Source organism: Ruegeria sp. A5 (genome assembly GCF_056543005.1).
In genome coordinates, this window is the sequence record NZ_JBQGAV010000004.1 from 1 (window position 1) to 19,587 (window position 19,587).

The following is a 19,587-nucleotide window of genomic DNA, read 5'->3' on the forward strand; positions in this document are numbered from 1 at the left end:
CGTTCAGCCAGAAAAGGTCGCTCATATCACCGCTCCGTTTTCCAGCTCGTGAATCACGCAGCGCTGCCGAAATCAATGCATCCTGACCCTAGAAACTTGGAAAAGTAACCAAGATCTTTCCTACACAGAAGCAAACACGTGTAGCCTGAGCGGGTACTCACGCTTGGTTCGGCACGTCTCTTTCTGCGACAGTAAAGCGTTGATTTTTGAAACAAGCCCTAAGGTAACATCCGGGATAATCTAAGATTGTTTCGGCCTTAGCACCGATTACCGACATTCGGAACTATGCTCCAAAAGTCTCATATTTGATCTGATCGCTCATGACGCCTGCAGCCTCCAATCCAGTTTTCAAACCGGTCATAAACTCCAGAGGGCCGCAGATCATATAGTGCGCGTCCGGCCCCGCCCTGATCGCCAACAAGTCCTTAGCAGTGATCCGGCCATGGACGTCAAACGTCTCGCCTAGAAGATCGGTCCTTTCCGGTGAACTGAAGAATATCAATCGAGTGGCATTCGGGTTTCCCGCAATCAGTTTATCAACCTCACGGCCAAACGCATAGGCGCGCCCACTTCGAGCTCCATGGACATACCACACTGGCCGATGGTTTTCTTCTGCTGAGGCTTCGTAAAGCATTGCAAGCATTGGTGTCAGGCCGACACCAGCGCTGATGAGAACTAATGGATTGTCATCTTTGGGGAGTACAAAGTTACCAGCGGGCGGCTTTGCCTCGATCACATCGCCCACGTGCACCTCGTCATGTAGGAATTGCGACCCGATACCGCCTGCCTCGCGTTTTACGCTTATCCTGTAGTTCTGAATCGCGACCGAGCCAGATAGTGTGTATGTCCGACGTACCTTCGCCCCATAACCTGGGATGTCCAAGGCAATCGGCAAATGCTGTCCTGCAAGAAAAGGTGTCACCGCCTCGCCGTTCGTGGGTGCCAGATGGAAAGAGGTGATGTGCTCGGCTTCTAAGACCTTGTCGATCACGGTCAGTTTTGTCATCGTCGCAGGGTCTGCAGACCACCTCAGAGAAAGCGCGGCTGGTCTGTCGATGACAGATTCTATCTCTACATCAATCACACGAAGGATGCTTGGATCGCGCGCTTCCTCCGGGTCCCACTCGACCGAAGCCCGACCCGTCAAATGCAAAAGCCCGCCAGTTGAGAAGTCGACAAAGAGCAACCCAACACGCGGATCTTCGAGCAGGTTCCCGATCGTGTTGAAGAAGTTATTGCCGGTATAGTCGGGGATGCGCAGGCGCTTCGGCCCAACTACCCGGACGAATCCAGGGTCACCGCCACGATGGGAAGCGTCATAGCCGTCGGAGTGCGCTTCGTTAGAGCTTTGTCGCCCCGATCCGATGAATAGAGTGTCAGCGGCGCCTATGTGTTTGATTTGTTCGGAGCTGAGTTGAGTAGACGTCGTCGCTTCAATCGTCATCGCCCTATCGGCTCGCCACCAATTCCGCTCGTTGATATACTTCGGACAATTCCCAAAGGTCTGATGGATATCGACTGCGAAGCCATCCTTGGTTGGACGCGACTTACCGCTGAAGCGGTTGCGGCGGCGCGTAGCGAGTTCGATGCCAACCACGCCGATATCGGTGCCAGCCATAATCGATTCGCTCAGCGGATCTTGTGGATCAATCCGTGTTGCAAGCGTCAGCGTCTGAGAGTCTGGTGACCCAATGAATCCTTCCTCGCCTTCGATGATCGTCGCCCACACTCTTCCCTGGATATCGCTGGAGGCAGCAACCAGAAACGGTTGTGCTTGATAAAAAGCGCGGTGTTGATCTGGCATGTGATTTCGGATGAAGGGCGCCACGCGTTTGGAAAGCCCCCTAACACCTGCGCGTTCTTGTGCAGCCAGTTCACCCGGATGAAATGGGGTTTCTTCGTCCAACATCGTTTTGTCCTTCTTTCTCAATCTTGTCATCAACGACGCTGTATACTCAGGTCCGGGTTATCGTCCGCAAGCAACCCCATGACCCAACAGTCCAAGCAACTTTCGGGGTGCTCTGCACGGTTGCGTCAGTTGCCGCCTAGCGTTTATGCGGGCGCGACCTTAGCTACGTTGCGTCCGTTCATGCCGACTTAGTCAAGGCGCGCGTTTTCAATCACGGTTTCCCGAGTCGATGATGAGACGGCGATTCGTTCGCCTTCGCAAATGTCCATTGAACTACTCGGCAGCAAGACCAACGGCGGTGGCTGGCATCGCTTGAAAACCGGTCAGTGCTTCGAACCTTGCAATCCAGGCACGGACATTCGGGTACGGCGCGAGCGAAATATTCCCTTCTGGCGCATGGGCTGTGTAGGAATAGGCCGCAACATCAGCGATGGTCGGTTGATCACCAACAAGCCAGTCGCGACCGTCCAGCCCAAATTCCAGTTTTTGCATTGCTTTCGTGGCGGTTGCAGCTGCAAAGTCCACGTCCAGAGGTGCGCCAAACACCGTAATCAACCTTGCTGCACATGAGCCAAATGCAATTTCACCTGCAGCGAGTGTCAGCCATTGCTGAACGTTCGCTTCTCCTACGGCATCACTTGGTATCCAGTCGGGTGCGTATTTGCGGGCTAAGTAAACTAATATTGCGTTTGAGTCAGAAATGACGGCGTCGCCATCTTCCAGCACGGGCACCTGTCCATTCGGGTTCATGGCAAGGAAGTCAGGCGTTTTGTGCTCACCAGCGGCGAGATCTACAAAGACAGCTTCATGGGCAATCCCTGCGAGCTTAGCAAAAACCAAAGCGCGATGCGCGTGACCTGATTTGGGGAAGTGATGAATACGAACCGGGTTTGACATTTAAGGGCTCCTGCTGGGGTTGGTCATTTACCAAAACAGATACGACTTGCACAATTGCGCGATAATCGTCAATTTTTGAGAAAGTTTAGGCCCTGAGGGGGCGGAATAAGCTATGGATAAGATTGACCGCATGCGAGCCTTTGCGCTTGTCGCAAAGAACGCCTCTTTCACACTTGCCGCACAGCGTATGGGACGATCCGCGCGGCAGGTTAGCAAATACGTCGCGGATCTGGAAGAAGCGCTAGGCGTTCAGCTTCTGAACAGAACCACACGCAGTGTATCCCTGACGGATGTCGGCGCCACGTATCTGGCGATGTGTGAACCACTTCTTGACGGGTTCGACGAGTTGGAAGAAACCGTCAGGAACCAACAAACGGCTTTACGCGGTGTCATCCATATCTCGGCTCCGACGGGATTTGGATCAGTGCGGCTCGCGCCTTCTCTTGCGGTATTCGCCGCACAGCATCCGGAAGTTGAAATCGACCTTCGTCTCTCGGATCGAAGGGTGTCAATTATTGACGAAGGTTTGGATCTCGCGATCCGCATCGGACCGATGAGAGACAGTTCACTTAAAGTACGCCAGCTTGGCCCAATGCCTTTGCTAGTCTGTGCATCTCCAGACTATTTGAAGCGCACAGGTATGCCGGCGCATCCGCGTGCACTGGAGGCGTATGAGTGCATTTTAGACGGCAACATGACGGATCCTACGATCTGGCGCTTCGATTTAGAAGGTCGGGAATTTGCGGTCCATGTTAACGGTCGGCTTCGCGCCAATGCACCGGCAGCATCAGCACGGCTGGCAGCCACGGGAATAGGGGTTGCCCGTTGTCCGGCGTACACCGTTTCAGAAGCTCTAAAGACAGGAGAATTGGTCGAGCTCTTCGCCGAGAATCGCGTTACACCCTATGTGGTCGCCGCACTTTTTCCGCAGAATCGCCGACTGACGACCCGCGTGCGCGCACTTATTGATCATCTTGCAAGCGACACGTCGCTTTGCTCTGACTTAAAGGGGTGATGAAGCAAAACCGTTAATCAAAAGCCGTTACGATGTGCAGCTTCCTTTGAAGCTCCTGCTTCTCAATGTAACTTAATGAGCTCCGCCTGGACTGAGACCCGCCAATTGCAGCTTAAAGCTGCGTTCAGGATCACCGCGGAGAATGACTGCAGTGGAGAACCGGTTGATTGCCATCATGATCGAACGGCCAGACAATTTGGTCGCGGCGGCTATCGTCGGATTGCAGTTTTGCTCGAACCAGTCTTCCATTTGAACGCGGTCGGATTGTACCTCGCATCCAGCCTGAACCGGATCGTTGGTCGATGGGTAACGGCACCTAGCGTCATTTTCCTGGGATTGCGCCGCGATGCACCAACCTGAGCCGAGCGTTCAGATGCGTCAACCCGCTTTTAGTTCAGGTTGCCATTTGTGCCAAAATCCCTATCGACGGAAAGTCTTTCGTACAGCTCCAACAACCGTTTCGCCTGCGCGTTCCAGCTATACTCTTTGTTAAGTATATCGAGGGAGGTATCCGTGAGTTTATAGGCTTCGCGGTTCTCAGCAACTTTCTTTATGGCTACGGCGATAGCAAGTGGGTCGGTTTGATCCATAGCGACGCCATGACCCAATACTCTGACAAATTCCCTTTGATCAGGGCGATCTGGAACGCAAACCGGTAGCCTAGCAAATGTGGCCTCAAACAGTTTGTTCGGCATCGAATGTAGATAACTTAACCCGATGTTTTGTGAAGCGCTCGCTGCAAGCGTAGCATCTGATACAACGTAGGGTACTGCTTCGGCAGGAACGGGCGCCAGCAAGTGAATTCGGTCAGCAACGCCCAGTTCCTCGGCGATACCCATAATCCAAGCGTCGTTGGGTTCCTTGCGTGGCCCAAGGTTTGCAATATGAAAACCAGGTAAGTGGACTAATGCTGCAGCGAGTTTGTCCACGCCACGGTTTTCTCGTTGGATCCCACCAATGTAAGCGATCAATGGAACGTCTTCTGGCAAATCTAGCAGATCACGTAGCCGGTTTCCGCCTCGGTTAGTTTCACTTCGAGCAATGTCGGGTGAGTTATAGATTAAAGTAGGCTTACTCTTTGTGAAGCGCTTAGAGTAGAGTTCAGCAATTCCCTTAGAAACTGTGATCACATGATCTGTTTGCTTCAGGCAATCGTCTTCCAGTTTCTTCGTTAGTTCCTGCACATCTGTATGGAGTCCGGCACGTTCGGCTTCATACTCATGAGCGTCATAAATAAGTTTACCATTGCCTCGCTTTGCGAGCGCGACACCTGCAGGCAAAGTTAGCAAATCGTGGGCATGAACTATGTCGAAAGTACTGTCGTCCAGCACGGGTAACAGGTTTTGCATGAATACCAGCCCCCGAATTGCGCCGAGGCTCACCCAACTTGCGGCAAGTTCTTTTTTTTCGCGGTCAAGTTGGGCGATAAGTTCATATTGCCTTGCAACACCGGGCGCGCCGATGCTTATTTTGCTTAAGCTTCTCATAACCTTGTGATGCAGTTTGCGCCGCATTCGAGCGGTACCGCGCGCAGATTTATAATAGTATTTGTTTAACGGAGATTGTACGCAGCAAAACTGAAGGCGTTCTAGCTGACGCTTCTTCTCAAGATAGTCGTCAAACCGTTTTGTTACTTCTGCTCCCGAGTACTCTAAAAATGGAAGTTTGTTGACAATTTCTCTGTCCAGAGTGGAGCGTTCGAAACAGCGGAAGCGCTTAATCTTGATGTTCGAGATCGTTTCGTTTTTCTCTCGGTTTCCAAGCTGGTTGCAAAAGACATGAACATTATGCCCTGCATCAGCAAGAACGCGGGCTTGTTTAAAAACACGCGCATCTTGCGTTACTTCGTTGTAATTCAAGATTGCGATGCGCTTCCGATTGACAATATTCATCGCTGTTTTTGCTCGCTTTAATGTGGTGAGGTCAATTGCTGAATTTTGGATTTGTTTGTCTGATTGGCCAATCTTTTTACTGTAGTCAAACTATCTGAAGTTATGATTTGGATCTAGAGATCACCCTAATATGGTCAGAAAAACTTCTCTTCGTCCTAATCCGAATAGACCCATTGGTGTGCACACCACTGCCTAGCAGAATCGGTAACATCCCAGCCATGTTACTTCTCATTTCCGATGGGCGAAGGCATAAGATGGAATATCTTGGGAAGAGAAAAATATAATCCCCATCCTAATCAAACGGGGTCAAACTGCGGATCATAGACGGTTCCGAACGCTTCGTCAGGGCTCGGCATTTCCTTTTCGTAAGTCTCTACTAGCACAGTTTTGTTAACAAAATGCTTGATCGAAAGATTCTCTGATATGGAATTTTTTCCCCAAGTCCCACACCCCATGGTAAGCGTGAATGGTAGTGCATTATTCATCCCGCCGCCATTTCCGAATGTGTGAGCCTGGTTCACGAGAACACGCGCAACGTCAACTTTCTCAGCGAGCGCCACCGAGCGTTCTTTTCTAGCGGTATGAATGCCTACGGAATGTCCGGCACCCTCGTAGTCAAGAATATCGTTGCAAATATCGATGGCGTCGTCAAAGTCTTTCGCTTTGTACACCGAAAGTACAAGTGCAAGCTTTTCTCCGGAAAGAGGAGCTTCTTTTCCGATTTGAGACTGAGGAACCAATATGAAGCGCTTCGAATTCGGGAGCTTCATTTCAAACAGTTTCTGAAGGGTAGAGATGTCTTTCCCTACGGCTTGACGGTTTACGGCACCATTTGTAAACAACTTTTCCTCAATCCTGCCTACTTCTGTAGGAGTCGCGAGGTAACCCCCAGCAGTCTCTAACTCTGAAATCATTGTTTCGTAAACACTTTCGAGCAAAATGACCGAGTTTTCCGAACTGCAGGATGTGGCGTTGTCGAAAGTCTTTGACGCCACAATTTTCGCGGCCGCGTCTTTAATATCCGCGGTCTCATCGACAATTACAGGAACATTGCCTTTGCCGACGCCTATACAGGGTGTGCCACTGCTGTAACCTCTCCGAACGTTTGTCTGGTCACCAGTGACCAGGAGAAGGTCGACATTTCGTGCAAGATAGTCAGCCTTGTCGAATGATATAGGTGCATGTAGCACTTGGAACAATTCAGTAGGGGCGCCGATAGCTCGCAATGCGTCATCGAAATATGATTTCAGTTTTTGAGCAGTGCGCAAACCGGCAGGGGAAGGGCTGATTATGATTGAGTTTCCACCCTTGACCGCCATGAGTGCCTGATTTGCCGGAGTTGCTGCAGGGTTAGTCGAGGGTGTTAGGCTACCGATGACGCCAACAGGCTTTGCCCATTCCGTTATGCCGCGCTCTGGATCTTCAAAGATCTTTCCAACTGTTGGAGTCGCGAGTAAGTCGCAAAGTGTTCCAAATGTTTTCCGACGGTTCTTTAGTATTTTATCCTCAATGTTTCCAAGGCCAGTATCGGTAACTGCCATTTCCGCCAGGGTGCGCGCATGGTCCTGTCGATAGATCGCCCAAGCTAGTGCTCGCACAACGTTGTCGATCTGGATCTGACTATATTTTGCAATTTCCTGCTGCGCGTCATGAGCTGCGGCCAGCTGTTTATCTATCTCTGAAAATGCCAAACGATTTGTCCTGAGTTTGTCGGGTTACTTCTTATTGAGGGGAGTTCAACATTGACACTATATCGTCAAATTTACGAGGCTGTTAGAGCTATCCTAAGCTTAAGCACCGCTATCCATAATTTATTTCGAGTCACGAAGGCCTGCGTATATTTCGAGATTTCTCTGATGAGAGATTGCAAAGTTCCCCGATACCACCGTGTTGTCAGGGAGATGCGAAATGACGATGCTGCCGATCTTGATATTGCAATTGCGTCCAATCCGCCGATTGTTCGATATCGTCGATCCAGCCCAGATTTCAGTTCCGCTACCGATCTTCGTGCCACCGGCGACCTGGCACCTAGTTCCTATCAAGCAGTCTTCGTCAATTTCGACATTATGTGCGATCTGAGTAAGGTTTCCGATGCGAACACCATTGCCAATCATTGTGGGCGACAGGCCTCCACTATCAACACAGGTGTTCGACCCAATAGAGACATCGTTCCCGATTACGACACCACCGAGGTGTGGAAACGGCTTAAGGGCACCATTTGGCTGACGTACATGTCCGAAGCCAGGCGCCCCGATGACGCAACCAGAACAAATCTCGACGTTGTCGCCAATGCTTACACCTGGGTAGACGGTCACATTTGGATGAATAATTACATCTGCGCCAAGTACTGCTTCTTTTGATACAGATGCAGAATGAGCAATCCAGGTATTCTCGGACGTTTGGGCAAACATAGTTTCGTCGTGGAGGCCCTTTGAGAAAGCGATTTCATCGTCGTAGAGTCCAGCCAGGATCATTCTAAAGGTGTCACGGGGGTTATCCACCAAAATCAATACCTTATCGCTCTGAACCACCGCATCTTTTGCTTTGGCTTCGGGCAGAATCAAAACACTTGCCGAAACAGAGATTACGTCGGCAGATACCTCGCGCGACCAGGTAAGATTTATTTTTTCACTTTTTCCAATCGGAGCAGGGCCGATAAAGTCGCGATGGTCTCCGACAACGGTATGGGCAACCCCAATTTTTGTTAGAAACGAGCAAAGATCTTCGGAATTAATTGATTGGAATTGCACGGATCAAACCTTTAGCGTAATCAGTTCAAATGCTTCTGAGTATTTGACACCTTGTTGGATGCCACGAACGGCGGCCAGCCCCCGAATAAATTCAGATTCAAAATAGTTGCGGTTCTTCAAGATCTGAGACTCATATGACTGTAACGCTCTTTGCTTCGCCGCCAAATGCTCTTCCGTTACGTGCACAAAAACCCGGCTCTCAAAGCGGAAGTTGTTCCAAGGCAATTCATAGCCCAGCATGGTGGTCGTTTTAAAGGCGCGCAGTGACTCATTGTGAACGACTTGATGATCCTGATGAACATCACCACCGGAAGGCGTAAAAATTATGTTTGGTTTGATTTTACTTCGGAGTTGCACCAGATCTTCGAGAACGTCTTGGCGCGAATAATTCAAGCGCCTTACTTGATAATCAAATACGTGCAGCCGCTCTTTGGGAATATCATAAGTTTCCATAGCAGCAAAAAACTCACGTTTTAGGTGGTCCTTGTCGAGGCCACTAGGCAAGGATTGCGCGGCCGTGGAAAACACTGCGACATCAACGGTTTCGCACTCCTCCATGCATCGGGCAAGCGTCGCTCCACACCCAAGCTCTACGTCGTCAGTATGTGGGGCGAGAAACAATACTCTCGCACCGCTGAAAAGACTCATGTTGCCCTCCGGTACAACGCTCTGGGTTCGATCAAAAAAGTGTTATCGGCGTTCTGGCTAGAAATCATAGGGCATTAAATATGTCTAGCAGAAAACCTCTGACTTTGTTGGAGAGATGCCATCAACCATTTCCGATCAATAAGGTTGGGTCGTTGAGAGTCGCGCGCAAACAGTTCATCAAGGGCTACGAACCTGAATTTGCGCGAACAGTTGACAGCGCTCTTCAGGTTGCCTTCGGCAATTGCTGAGTCAGTTGAATGTTGTGGCAAGGCTTGTTTCGAATGCCGCTTAGCCTTGCGCTGGAAAAGCCCATTGGCCTGCGAACCAAAGGTCGCTTAGGCGAGAAATCAGAACGGCAACAATTCGTGACAGGTCCACAATGGCCAGATGAATGACAAGTAACGAGCCAAATCATTGCGATGGTTCTACAAGGTTGCATGCCACACTGAGATTAACGTAGATGCGATTGCATCTGAATTTCTAGGAAGGGAACCATCTAATCTGGTTTGGACGAAGATCCGATTTTTAAGGGCTTGTCAATGAAAAGAACTATCGCTGTCGGTCACCGTCTCCCTTTCGTCAAGATTCCCCTCTTCGGTGATCGCGACCGCTACGGTTTGATTTCGGACCGTAAAGATCCAATGTGGGACGAATTGGAGAAAGCGTGCGCGGATTTTTATCGGGCCAACCAGCGATGAGGGCTCGGAAAGTCTATCAACGACGCGGGTTGCCGTGTTCTAAGTACATTTGATTTCGCCGGAAAAACTGTGATCGAGATCGGGTCCGGTTACGCGCCACATTTGCCATTCTTTATGACGAATCCTTTGCACTACATTCTGATTGATATACGCGAAGAGTTTCTACTGAGCGCCGCTGAACAATTGAGCAAGATGGGAATTTCCTACGAAACTCGTCTGATCGATCCACAAAATCCGCATAAACTACCTCTAGAGGCTGATGTGGCAGATGTTCTGCTGACATTCAATTCTCTCGAGCACCTCTATCCATTGCAGAGTTTCGCTGAGGAATACCAACGTGTTTTGCGGCCCGACGGCCATGTTGTTGGTGCGATTCCAGCTGAAGGCGGGCTTGCCTGGTGCCAGTTACTCGCATTTTGCCGTTCGGACCAAATTCGCACCCGCCCTTATTGAGAACATGGGTAAGAATGGCGTCCAATGGGGGATCTCATCGAATATCATTGCCCTGATCACCAAGCGTTTAAAGCAAGGCGCTGCATCGGGCCACGTCATGCTGCAGAATGGCCAGGGAATATGACTAATTTGCCATCGCAGCGTGATCTCAAGCTAGCTGAGGCGTCAGAAATCGCAGAGTTGATCACAGGTTGTCTGCTGAGAATACGCGCGAAGGCCCAGTGAGCCTGCGCGTTAAAGTAAGTTCGATCCAGATGTTCTTGAAGATTCAATACAGCAACCAGCATGGGATGTTTGACGCAGAACGTCCTGCTCAGCTTTGCGCAGTTTGTACGAGAGGAGACCGCAGAGCACATTCGAGACAAGATTGCTGCATCCAAACGCAATGTGTTGTGGATGGGTTGAGATGTCGCCATCGGATACATCGCAAATGGAAGATCGCTAGGGGTGGATGAAAAAGAGGCAGAAACGCCCCGAATGCTCAACGCGCACCACGCGCGGCACGGATATTTGCGCAAAGTCAAGATCGAAGCCGCCCGACTCGGTCCGCGGAGCAGCAAAAGGGAGAGAGGGCTTGGTCAGATCATGGGCGGTGGCGTGTTTGATCGCGACCATACCCACCACATCCTAACGAACCCCATCTAGGCGGGTCGTATACGCCACAAGAATAAGGTCAAAGAGGGGCTACACCCAGCGATTATTGATCCGATGGACAGGGACGAGGTGCCGCAAAAGCAAATATCTATGCATCAACTGAACGCGGAAAGGCACTTCTGATGATGGCATTCCATCCGTGATTTGTGCAGTCAGGGCTGATAGAAGGCGAACTTCAATGGAACAGCGCTGAGAAGTTCGCGGGTTTCTGAGTAGAAGCTGCTTCGCATCCCAAGGGTTCAGCCCCGACAGGCAAATCAAATCATCGAATGTTTCCGGCGCAACTGCGGGCGCGGTTGTCCACGATCAATTGGGACAAAGAAGGTTTACAACACACTCACTATGCTGAATGACCGAGTACGCTGGCAGATCGTCTTCGGGGCGTTTCAATGGCTCGCATAGCGGATAAGAAGGCGTTGTAAGGGCTCTCTGCCAAACTTGGAACGTTCACAGCACCGAAGTATAACCAGACCTTCATTTAGAAATGGCGATGCTGCGTTGTAGCAGGTTGGAATGGCATAAATTGCTATCGAATCGTTCTCGGTCGATCAATATCGAGCAACGCGGACGCCAGCATTAAAGCCGCTGACAGCGATACCTCAAAACCAGACTTATTGAAAATCAGCAGCACTTTAGCGCAGAATCTGTGACTAACTTGCTAGCATTAACCGCAAGTGTAACCCCCCAGCCCGCATTGGACATACACTACTGCCAGTTAATTCCCCTGATTACGAGCTTCCAGCCGTTCAAGGTTTACAACCGTCGAAAGCATAAGACGATCATGGCTCCAATCCTGAGTTTGACGAACCGAGGCCGAACCAATTGCAAGCACAACAACAAGGGAAAGCGCCGACCCAACGAAAATAGCCGACAATTGGGTCGTCGTCACTGGTGCATCGGTCAGGGCGATCACACGCTGTCGCAGAACATGCTTTGCTTTCGGCCCGTTAACCAAGGCCACATGAAGAATGCGAGGGCTTTTTAGCTTAACCGATCGTGTGCAGTAGTCCAGTAAACAGGCGGTATAGTCGGTCGCGTCAATCCCTTTACGCGAGACGACAGACTGATCGCAGGCCAATTCGCGAAGCCGGTCAAACTGATGCTTCATAGCCAGATAGGCCGGGTTCCAGAACAGCAACGGGCGTAAAAGCTCGAAACCCAGTTCCCATTCCACGTCCAATGCGCGGATGTGCTGAAACTCGTGCGCCAGAGCAAAGCGCAGATCGCGTGGCGAGTTCAGTAGATGGCTGGGCAAAACAACGTGGCGGCGACGAAGGCCGCGTACTGCAAAGGGTACGGTCACGCGATCCGAAAGACGAATGTCCACTTTGGCCGATTGTCGCCATAGAAAGCTGGAGCTTACAGCGTTGCGAATTGCAAGCGCGTTGAGGGCAACCCGAATTGCCAGAACAGCCGCCACCAAAACCAGTGTAATCAACGCACAAGTCACAAAAACAGAGCCGCCTGACATGACATGATCAACCCAGCGTTCGCGCGTGTTCAGAAGGGTTTCGAACTGCGCAGCCGGCATTGCGATTTCGCCGCGCAAATAGGCTGCCACTGCGATATCCCCCAGCGCAACAACCCGTCCGGGCCATACCTGAGCAACAAAACCCGAAACACCCATCGCCAGAACCGGGCTGAGCATAACGCCGATGCAGAGTATCTTGAGCGAACGAAGCTGAGCAACAAAGCCGTACCGCATGGGCGTCAGCGCAAGGCCTCCGCGCACGGCCAGCCAGATCAGCGCCGACAATCCAAGCACTATGTTGAACTCGAGAAACGCATCGAGAACCGGTTTAACCGCTGTCATTTTGCAGTCTCCTCTCTACCAGTGCTCGAATCTCCTCTAGATCATCTTCTGTCAGCCCCTCATCATCGACCAGCCTTGCCACCAGAGTTGCGGGCGTGTCGTCAAACAGGGTCCGGGACAAATTCTGCAACGACCGCGACTGATACCTGTCCTTCTCCAGAAGGGGTCTGTAGATCAGCGACTTGCCGTTCTTCTCGCTTTCGACAAAGCCCTTTTCATCAAGAATACGCAAAATTGTGGCTCCGGAAGTGTAGGCCAGATTGCGATCAGGTGGCAGGCGATCAAGGACTTCACGGACCGAACCCTGACCAAGCGCCCAGAGTTCGTTCATGAACTCAAGTTCCACGTCGGTCAGAAGATTTGTTGTCTTTTTCTTTCGCATCGATCTCGGTGTCGCCATTATTTAGTATGCCTGACAGACAAGCATCCTTTCGCTGTTTCTCAAAGCTTAAACTTTCCAGAAGACGAAGACGCCCCAACCGATGGACAGGAAAAGTGGCGTCCATACAGGTTGGCCTACCATCCCAAGCCAGGCAAGGAAGATATAGGTCGAGCCGAGCAGTGTTATGAACAACCGATCGCCCAACGTGGTTGTCAGACCAAGTGCACCGCGACGTTCAAGGCCGTCGCGGAACTTGAACCCTTCCAATAGTCCAATTAGTGCGATGGCCGCGAAGATACCCACGAATACCGCCAACGTCGCCGGGGTCCAGGCCATCCAGAAATCAGGCCAAAGAGGGGCGGTCCACGAGAATCCCTTTTCCTCTTGCTGGCCAACATTGCCCCATCCGGCTTGCTGGGCGAATGCCATCGAAGGCAGGAAGGGGAGGGTGAGAAGAAGTCTACGCATATCGAACCTCACACACGGCCCATCGCGAAACCGCGCGCGATGTAGTTGCGGACAAACCAGATGACAATGGCACCAGGGATAATGGTCAGTGTTCCCGCGGCTGCCAGCAGACCCAACTCATACCCCGCGCTGGAGGCGGTGCGGGTCATCACGGCGGCGATGGGCTTGGCCTCGACCGCGGTGAGGGTCTTGGCCAGCAGCATCTCGACCCATGAAAACATGAAGCAGAAGAAGGCCGCGACGCCGACACCCGCTTTGATGTTGGGCAGGAAGATCGTCACGAAGAAGCGTGGGAAAGAATAGCCGTCGACATAGGCTGTCTCATCCAATTCTTTCGGGATGCCGCGCATGAAGCCTTCGAGAATCCAGACCGCCAGCGGCACGTTGAACAGCGTGTGCGCGAGCGCCACGGCCAGATAGGTGTCGAACAGGTGGATTGACGAATAGAGCTGGAAGAAGGGCAGCGCGAACACCGCCGCTGGCGCCATCCGGTTGGTCAGCAGCCAGAAGAATAACTGCTTGTCGCCCAGAAACCGATAGCGCGAGAACGCATAGGCCGCTGGCAGCGCTACACAGACCGACAGCACCGTGTTGATCGTCACGTAGATTATCGAGTTGATATAGCCCCAATACCACGTCGGATCGGTGAAGATGGTAATGTAGTTCTCCAGCGTGAAGGTCTGGGGGAACAGGGAAAAGCCCGACAGGATCTCGTTCGTGGTCTTGAAGGACATCGCCACCAGCCAATAGATCGGCAGCATCAGGAACGCGATATAGAGGATCGGGATAAGGGACCGCTTCTTCATTGCGCGTCATCCTTTGTCATCAGAGTGTAGAAGACCCAGCTGACCAGCAGCGTGATGGCGAAGTAGATCAGGCTCATCGCGGCCGCAGGGCCAAGGTCGAACTGTCCCAGCGCGATCTTTACAAGATCGATCGACAGCAAGGTGGTTGAGTTGCCGGGGCCACCGCCGGTCAGAACGAAAGGCTCGGTATAGATGTTGAAACTGTCCATAAAGCGCAGCAGAACGGCGATGGTTAGGACAGTCTTCATCTTGGGCAGCTGGATATAGCGAAACACTGACCACGGGCTGGCACCGTCGATCTTAGCGGCCTGATAATAGGCATCCGGGATCGACACGAGGCCCGCATAACACAGCAGCACAACCAGCGACGTCCAGTGCCAGACATCCATGACGATCACGGTGATCCAGGCCGACAAAGGTTGCTGCGTCATGTCATAGTTGATGCCCAGGACGTCATTCAGGAAGTACCCCAGCAAGCCGATCTTGGGCAGAGTGAAGATATTCCACATCGAGCCGACCACATTCCACGGGATCAGCATCGGCAGGGCCATCAGGACCAGACAGACCGGCACCCAGAACCCTTTGCGCGGCATGGAAAGCGCCACGATGATACCAAGCGGCACCTCGATCAGCAGGATCAGAAAGGTGAACAGGAACTGCCGTCCCAGAGCTGCCTGAAACCGGTCGGAACGCAGGATCTGTTCGAACCAGCCCAGTCCTTCCCAGAAGAACTGGTTGTTACCGAAGGTCTCCTGCACCGAATAGTTGACCACCGTCATCATCGGCACCAGCGCATTAAACGCGACCAGCGCCAGCACCGGCAGGACAAAGAACCATGCTTTTTGGTTTTCCGTTCTCATCGCGTCCGCTCCTCGGTTGCGATCCAGCCGTCGCGGTAGACGCGAGATTGTTCGGGTTTGAATTGCAGGTACACATGTGAGCCAGGGTTGGGCGCATTGTGTTCTGCTACGGCTTTCACCGGCGTATCACCGACCATGGCACTGACCACATAGTGTCGCCCGATATCTGCGACCTTGGTGACATGGGCAGGGATGCCGGTTTCGCCAAAGCTTATATATTCAGGCCGGATACCCAGATCGGTGCGGCCTCCGTCACCGTGGGTCTGGCCTTCCAGCATCACTTCATGGCCTTCGAACAGGGCCCGATCGCCCTTTGCTTCGCACGGCAGCACATTCATGCCAGGAGAGCCGATGAAATGGCCGACAAATGTGTGCTGAGGGCGTTCGAACAGTTCCACAGGGGTGCCGATCTGCACGACTTCGCCTTCCTGCATCACGACTACTTCGTCCGCGAAGGTCAGCGCCTCGGTCTGGTCGTGCGTGACGTAGATCATCGTGGCTTTGACGCGCTGGTGCAGCTCTTTCAGCTTGGACCGCAGTTTCCATTTCAGATGTGGGTCGATAACAGTCAGCGGCTCATCGAACATCACCGCGTTCACGTCGTCGCGCACCAACCCGCGACCCATCGAGATTTTCTGTTTGTTGTCCGGGCTCAGACCTGAGGCCCGGGTATTCAGCATATCCGTAACGTCCAGCATCTCTGCAATCTCATCGACGCGACGTTTGATCGTTGCAGGGTCGACTCCCCGGTTTTTCAACGGGAAGGCCAGATTTTCGCCCACAGTCATCGTGTCGTAGATCACCGGGAATTGGAACACCTGCGCAATGTTGCGTTGATCTGGGGGCAAGGCAGTAACGTTCTGACCATCGAACAGAATCTGTCCCTCGGAAGGCGTCAGCAACCCCGAGATGATGTTCAGCAGCGTTGACTTGCCGCATCCTGATGGCCCCAGCAGCGCATAGGCGCCGCCATCGCGCCAGGTGACGTCGATTTCCTTCAGGGCGTAATCCTGTGGCCCGTTGGGATTGGGGAAATAGCTGTGTCGCAGGTTTGCAAGCTTGATTTGTGCCATGTCAGGCTATCCTTTTGCCGTCTTGGCCGAAATACCGGCAATGGGCCGGGTTCATGTAGAAGCTGTGGTCTTCACCCACCTGATAGGGATGGACACCCGAGGCCAGGGATACCCACGCCTCATCCCCATGTTGGAAGTGCGCGCTGGAATCCGAGCCCGAAAGCTCGGTCACGATGACCCGCCCAGTCAGCTCCACGTCGGCGTCGGAAGAGCGGAACGGGGTCACCCGGTGAGGACGCACGGCGACCAAGTAGTCACCATCGGCTATATCGGTGACTTTCCAGCCTCCACCGCCGACCAATTGCGCCTGCGCATCAGACACAGTGATGCGCGCCACGTTGATGGGCGGGTCAGAGAACACACGAGCTGCAGAGATGTTCTCGGGGTTGCGATAGATATCTGAGGTGGGGCCAAATTGGGTGACGCGCCCGTCCTCCATCAAAGCGGTGTAGCCGCCAAGCATCAACGCCTCTTCCGGTTCCGAGGTGGCATAGACGACCACGGCCCCGCGCCCGGCGAACAGGTCGGGCAGTTGTTCACGCAGTTCTTCACGCAGCTTGTAATCGAGGTTGGCCAGTGGTTCGTCAAGAAACACTGCGCGGCTTTCCTTTGCAATCGCGCGGGCCAGCGCGGTACGCTGCTGCTGGCCACCTGACAACTCATGCGGACGGCGCTGTAGCATTGGGCGCAACTGCAGCAAGTCGGCGGCCTCTTCGACACGGCCTTCGATTTCGGATTTTGCCATCCCAGCCACGCGTAAGGGCGAGGCGATGTTGTCGAAAACGGTCATATGCGGGTAGTTCACGAAGAACTGGTGTACCAAACTGATCTGCCGCTTTTGCGTGTTCAGCTTGGTGACGTCCTGCCCGTCCATCAGAACTTTGCCTGAGGCGATCGGGTCCAGCCCTGCCATCATCTTGATCAGCGAGGTTTTGCCCGACCCCGTAGCGCCCAACAGCACATTGAAATGGCCAGTCTTGAGCGTCAGGTTCGTAGGCTTGATATGGATGACATTGCCAACCCGTTTGGTGGCGTCTTTAAGTTCGATCATGTCCGTGGGTTCCGGTCCTTCAGTGCGTCGCACTGGCCTTGGGGTGGGGATGCCGCACACGGCACCCCCGGTTTCGTTTGCTTACTGAGACTGCCAGCGCTGAACCAGTTCGTCATAGTTGACGGTCTGGCCCTGCGGCTTTTCGTTCTCAAGCTTGGCCTTGGGCGAGCCCGGCTTTTCCAACCAGAAGGCGGCATCCTGCGGCTCGTTCAGACGCGGACCACAGCCACCGTAGACACCGGCGCTTTCGTCAGCGGCCTGCATCCGGGCCATAGTGATGTCCATCTCTTCTGCCAGACGGTCCATCGCCTCTTGCGGGGTGAAGGCGCCCGAGTTCACGTCACCGATCTGCTGCCACCAGATCTGGGCCAGCTTCGGATAGTCCGGCACGTTGATGCCGGTCGGTGACCATGCCACACGGTCGGGTGAGCGGTAGAACTCGACCAGACCACCCAGCTTGGGTGCGCGCTCGGTGAACGACTCGTGGTTGACCGAGCTGTCGCGGATGAAGGTTAGGCCCACATGGGATTTCTTCACGTCGACAGTCTTGGACGTCACGAATTGGGCATAGAGCCAAGCCGCCTGAGCACGATCCGCAGGCGTCGACTTCAGGAAGGTCCACGACCCCACGTCCTGATAACCAACCTTCTGGCCTTCTTCCCAATAGGGGCCGTGCGGGCTGGGCGCCATCCGCCACAGCGGCGTGCCTTCGTCATCCACGGTGTTGTTGCCTTCGGACTTCGGCTTCACCATGTCTGCGGTGAAGGCGGTGTACCAGAAGATCTGCTGAGCCACGTTGCCTTGGCTAAGCGCTGGCAACGACTGGTAGAAGTCATAAGACGCCGCACCCGGAGGCGCATAAGCCCGCAGCCATTCATCCCACTTGCGGATCGCATAGACCGCAGCCGGGCCGTTCGCAGCACCACCACGCGAAACGGACGCGCCAACAGGGTTACAGGTGCCCGCTTCCATGCGGATGCCCCATTCGTCGACGGGAACGCCGTTCGGTTCACCCACGTCACCGGCGCCGGCCATCGACAGCCAGGCGTCAGTCATGCGCCAGCCGAGGTCAGGCGCGCGCTTACCATAATCCATGTGGCCATAGATCGTGGTGCCATCGACTTCTTTCACGTCATTGGTGAAGAACTCGGCGATGTCTTCGTAGGCCGACCAGTTGACCGGAACGCCTAGATCATAGCCGTATTTCTCTTTGAACGCGGCCTTGTTGGCTTCGTCATCGAACCAGTCCTTGCGGAACCAATATAGGTTCGCAAACTGCTGGTCAGGCAATTGATAAAGCTTGCCATCAGGGCCGGTGGTGAACTGAATGCCCATGAAGTCATCCAGATCCAGCGTTGGCGAGGTTGTCGCCGCCCAATCACCTTCCATCATATCGGTCAACGGATAGGCCAACTGCAGGCGCGAATGTGTCCCGATCAGGTCGCTGTCGTTGACATAGCCATCATACAGATTCCGTCCGGTTTGTAGCTGAGTCTGTACGGCCTGAACCACTTCGCCTTCGCCGAGAATCTGGTGATTGACCTTGATCCCGGTTATTTCCTCGAACGCCTTGGTCAGAACCTCGGATTCATAGGAATGCGTCGGGATACCCTCGGACAGGACATTGATTTCCATGCCCGAGTACGGTTGTGCAGCTTCGATGAACCACTTCATTTCGGACAACTGTTCATCCTTCGACAAGGTCGATGGCTGGAATTCGTCGTCGATCCAACGTTGTGCTGCGGCTTCGTCGGCCCAAGCAGGACCATGCCCCGCAATGACGGCCGCTGCCGCCACGGCGGAAAGTAGATGTCTCCGCATCTGTCTCCTCCCAAAGATTATGTGATCCGGTGCAGACCGGATGGCAAACAGCATCGGTGATATTCGGCGCTGCTGTCAAACTAAAATTTTAGTAATAAGAGATATCAAGTTTAAGTACTTGATAAATATTAATAACCCCTGGTTGCGGTGTGTTGGAAGTAGAAGATACGTTCAAACAAATGGTGTCCGTTGGTGCTGAAAGCATCGCGAAACACCCAATTCTGAAGCGGGCTTAGCGCTTGCTGTTCCAATGCAAATTGGGTGGAACCCAACGCTGAACCGACCATAGCAGCGCTATACCGGATGCACCGGAAAGGCGTGGAATTGAAACTGCATCTTGGCGATGAGCCGCCCCAGATTGATCAAATACCTGTTCACAGTGTCATCAAAGTGCGTC

General features: G+C 53.1%; 18 protein-coding genes. 2 read left to right on the top strand and 16 right to left on the bottom strand.

The window, feature by feature from the left end; translation table 11 throughout:
- Positions 1-283: 283 nt before the first annotated feature.
- Together ACR0AY_RS10260 and ACR0AY_RS10265 are read right to left on the bottom strand one after the other, a co-directional pair.
- On the bottom strand, positions 284-1,909 hold the full coding sequence (locus ACR0AY_RS10260; RefSeq protein ID WP_170512609.1) for an FAD-binding oxidoreductase: 1,626 nt from the start codon (positions 1,907-1,909) through the stop codon (positions 284-286).
- Between the two features lie 273 nt (positions 1,910-2,182).
- Positions 2,183-2,806, bottom strand: a complete 624-nt coding sequence (locus tag ACR0AY_RS10265; RefSeq protein ID WP_170512607.1) for a glutathione S-transferase — start codon at positions 2,804-2,806, stop codon at positions 2,183-2,185.
- 112 nt (positions 2,807-2,918) lie between these two features.
- Here ACR0AY_RS10265 and ACR0AY_RS10270 point away from each other — a divergent pair, with 112 nt between their 5' ends.
- On the top strand, positions 2,919-3,821 hold the full coding sequence (locus tag ACR0AY_RS10270) for a LysR substrate-binding domain-containing protein (RefSeq protein ID WP_170512604.1): 903 nt from the start codon (positions 2,919-2,921) through the stop codon (positions 3,819-3,821).
- Positions 3,822-3,893: 72 nt separating this feature from the next.
- Here the strand turns inward: ACR0AY_RS10270 and ACR0AY_RS10275 are convergent, their stop codons facing one another.
- The 5 genes from ACR0AY_RS10275 to ACR0AY_RS10295 form a co-directional block, all read right to left on the bottom strand.
- Entirely contained in the window at positions 3,894-4,070 is a 177-nt protein-coding gene (locus tag ACR0AY_RS10275; protein ID WP_480454119.1) for a hypothetical protein, read from the bottom strand.
- A gap of 140 nt (positions 4,071-4,210) precedes the next feature.
- Positions 4,211-5,713: a glycosyltransferase family 4 protein gene (locus ACR0AY_RS10280; RefSeq protein WP_170512602.1), complete on the bottom strand. Its 1,503-nt coding sequence runs from the start codon at positions 5,711-5,713 to the stop codon at positions 4,211-4,213.
- Between the two features lie 296 nt (positions 5,714-6,009).
- Entirely contained in the window at positions 6,010-7,404 is a 1,395-nt protein-coding gene (gene sauS / locus ACR0AY_RS10285; RefSeq protein ID WP_170512600.1) for an acylating sulfoacetaldehyde dehydrogenase, read from the bottom strand.
- A gap of 120 nt (positions 7,405-7,524) precedes the next feature.
- Positions 7,525-8,463: a UDP-3-O-(3-hydroxymyristoyl)glucosamine N-acyltransferase gene (locus tag ACR0AY_RS10290; RefSeq protein ID WP_170512597.1), complete on the bottom strand. Its 939-nt coding sequence runs from the start codon at positions 8,461-8,463 to the stop codon at positions 7,525-7,527.
- A gap of 3 nt (positions 8,464-8,466) precedes the next feature.
- The gene (locus tag ACR0AY_RS10295; protein ID WP_170512595.1) at positions 8,467-9,111 is read right to left on the bottom strand and encodes a PIG-L deacetylase family protein; all 645 of its coding nucleotides are present in this window, start codon (positions 9,109-9,111) and stop codon (positions 8,467-8,469) included.
- A 713-nt stretch (positions 9,112-9,824) separates the two neighbouring features.
- On the opposite strand from ACR0AY_RS10295, the gene ACR0AY_RS10300 reads away from it, so the two are divergent.
- Complete coding sequence (locus tag ACR0AY_RS10300) at positions 9,825-10,262, top strand: class I SAM-dependent methyltransferase (protein WP_480454199.1); 438 nt, start codon at positions 9,825-9,827, stop codon at positions 10,260-10,262.
- Between the two features lie 441 nt (positions 10,263-10,703).
- Here the strand turns inward: ACR0AY_RS10300 and ACR0AY_RS10305 are convergent, their stop codons facing one another.
- The 9 genes from ACR0AY_RS10305 to ACR0AY_RS10345 form a co-directional block, all read right to left on the bottom strand.
- Positions 10,704-10,877 carry a hypothetical protein gene (locus ACR0AY_RS10305; protein WP_170512591.1) on the bottom strand — a complete coding sequence of 58 codons (174 nt, stop codon included), beginning with the start codon at positions 10,875-10,877 and terminating at the stop codon, positions 10,704-10,706.
- A 754-nt stretch (positions 10,878-11,631) separates the two neighbouring features.
- Positions 11,632-12,729 (bottom strand): M56 family metallopeptidase, encoded by a 1,098-nt coding sequence (locus ACR0AY_RS10310; protein ID WP_170401969.1) that lies wholly within the window; start codon positions 12,727-12,729, stop codon positions 11,632-11,634.
- Positions 12,716-13,111, bottom strand: coding sequence for a BlaI/MecI/CopY family transcriptional regulator (locus ACR0AY_RS10315; RefSeq protein ID WP_008759241.1), 396 nt, complete (start codon positions 13,109-13,111; stop codon positions 12,716-12,718). Before ACR0AY_RS10315 ends, ACR0AY_RS10310 begins: the two co-directional genes overlap by 14 nt.
- Positions 13,112-13,177: 66 nt before the next feature.
- Entirely contained in the window at positions 13,178-13,579 is a 402-nt protein-coding gene (locus tag ACR0AY_RS10320; RefSeq protein WP_170512589.1) for a DUF2160 family membrane protein, read from the bottom strand.
- An 8-nt stretch (positions 13,580-13,587) separates the two neighbouring features.
- Positions 13,588-14,385 carry a carbohydrate ABC transporter permease gene (locus ACR0AY_RS10325; RefSeq protein ID WP_058280831.1) on the bottom strand — a complete coding sequence of 266 codons (798 nt, stop codon included), beginning with the start codon at positions 14,383-14,385 and terminating at the stop codon, positions 13,588-13,590.
- Entirely contained in the window at positions 14,382-15,245 is an 864-nt protein-coding gene (locus ACR0AY_RS10330; protein ID WP_170392846.1) for a carbohydrate ABC transporter permease, read from the bottom strand. Before ACR0AY_RS10330 ends, ACR0AY_RS10325 begins: the two co-directional genes overlap by 4 nt.
- Positions 15,242-16,318, bottom strand: coding sequence for an ABC transporter ATP-binding protein (locus tag ACR0AY_RS10335; RefSeq protein WP_170512587.1), 1,077 nt, complete (start codon positions 16,316-16,318; stop codon positions 15,242-15,244). The genes ACR0AY_RS10330 and ACR0AY_RS10335 overlap by 4 nt, the downstream gene beginning before the upstream one ends.
- Position 16,319: 1 nt before the next feature.
- Complete coding sequence (locus ACR0AY_RS10340) at positions 16,320-17,369, bottom strand: ABC transporter ATP-binding protein (RefSeq protein WP_170512585.1); 1,050 nt, start codon at positions 17,367-17,369, stop codon at positions 16,320-16,322.
- A gap of 81 nt (positions 17,370-17,450) precedes the next feature.
- Positions 17,451-19,190: an ABC transporter substrate-binding protein gene (locus ACR0AY_RS10345; RefSeq protein WP_170392843.1), complete on the bottom strand. Its 1,740-nt coding sequence runs from the start codon at positions 19,188-19,190 to the stop codon at positions 17,451-17,453.
- Between the last annotated feature and the right edge of the window lie 397 nt (positions 19,191-19,587).

Coding starts and splice junctions, on each gene's coding strand:
- ACR0AY_RS10260 (WP_170512609.1), bottom strand. CDS start 1,909: ATGTTGGACGAAGAAACCCCATTTCATCCGGGTGAACTGGCTGCACAA.
- ACR0AY_RS10265 (WP_170512607.1), bottom strand. CDS start 2,806: ATGTCAAACCCGGTTCGTATTCATCACTTCCCCAAATCAGGTCACGCG.
- ACR0AY_RS10270 (WP_170512604.1), top strand. CDS start 2,919: ATGGATAAGATTGACCGCATGCGAGCCTTTGCGCTTGTCGCAAAGAAC.
- ACR0AY_RS10275 (WP_480454119.1), bottom strand. CDS start 4,070: ATGGAAGACTGGTTCGAGCAAAACTGCAATCCGACGATAGCCGCCGCG.
- ACR0AY_RS10280 (WP_170512602.1), bottom strand. CDS start 5,713: ATGAATATTGTCAATCGGAAGCGCATCGCAATCTTGAATTACAACGAA.
- ACR0AY_RS10295 (WP_170512595.1), bottom strand. CDS start 9,111: ATGAGTCTTTTCAGCGGTGCGAGAGTATTGTTTCTCGCCCCACATACT.
- ACR0AY_RS10305 (WP_170512591.1), bottom strand. CDS start 10,877: ATGGTCGCGATCAAACACGCCACCGCCCATGATCTGACCAAGCCCTCT.
- ACR0AY_RS10310 (WP_170401969.1), bottom strand. CDS start 12,729: ATGACAGCGGTTAAACCGGTTCTCGATGCGTTTCTCGAGTTCAACATA.
- ACR0AY_RS10315 (WP_008759241.1), bottom strand. CDS start 13,111: ATGCGAAAGAAAAAGACAACAAATCTTCTGACCGACGTGGAACTTGAG.
- ACR0AY_RS10320 (WP_170512589.1), bottom strand. CDS start 13,579: ATGCGTAGACTTCTTCTCACCCTCCCCTTCCTGCCTTCGATGGCATTC.
- ACR0AY_RS10325 (WP_058280831.1), bottom strand. CDS start 14,385: ATGAAGAAGCGGTCCCTTATCCCGATCCTCTATATCGCGTTCCTGATG.
- ACR0AY_RS10330 (WP_170392846.1), bottom strand. CDS start 15,245: ATGAGAACGGAAAACCAAAAAGCATGGTTCTTTGTCCTGCCGGTGCTG.
- ACR0AY_RS10335 (WP_170512587.1), bottom strand. CDS start 16,318: ATGGCACAAATCAAGCTTGCAAACCTGCGACACAGCTATTTCCCCAAT.
- ACR0AY_RS10340 (WP_170512585.1), bottom strand. CDS start 17,369: ATGATCGAACTTAAAGACGCCACCAAACGGGTTGGCAATGTCATCCAT.
- ACR0AY_RS10345 (WP_170392843.1), bottom strand. CDS start 19,190: ATGCGGAGACATCTACTTTCCGCCGTGGCGGCAGCGGCCGTCATTGCG.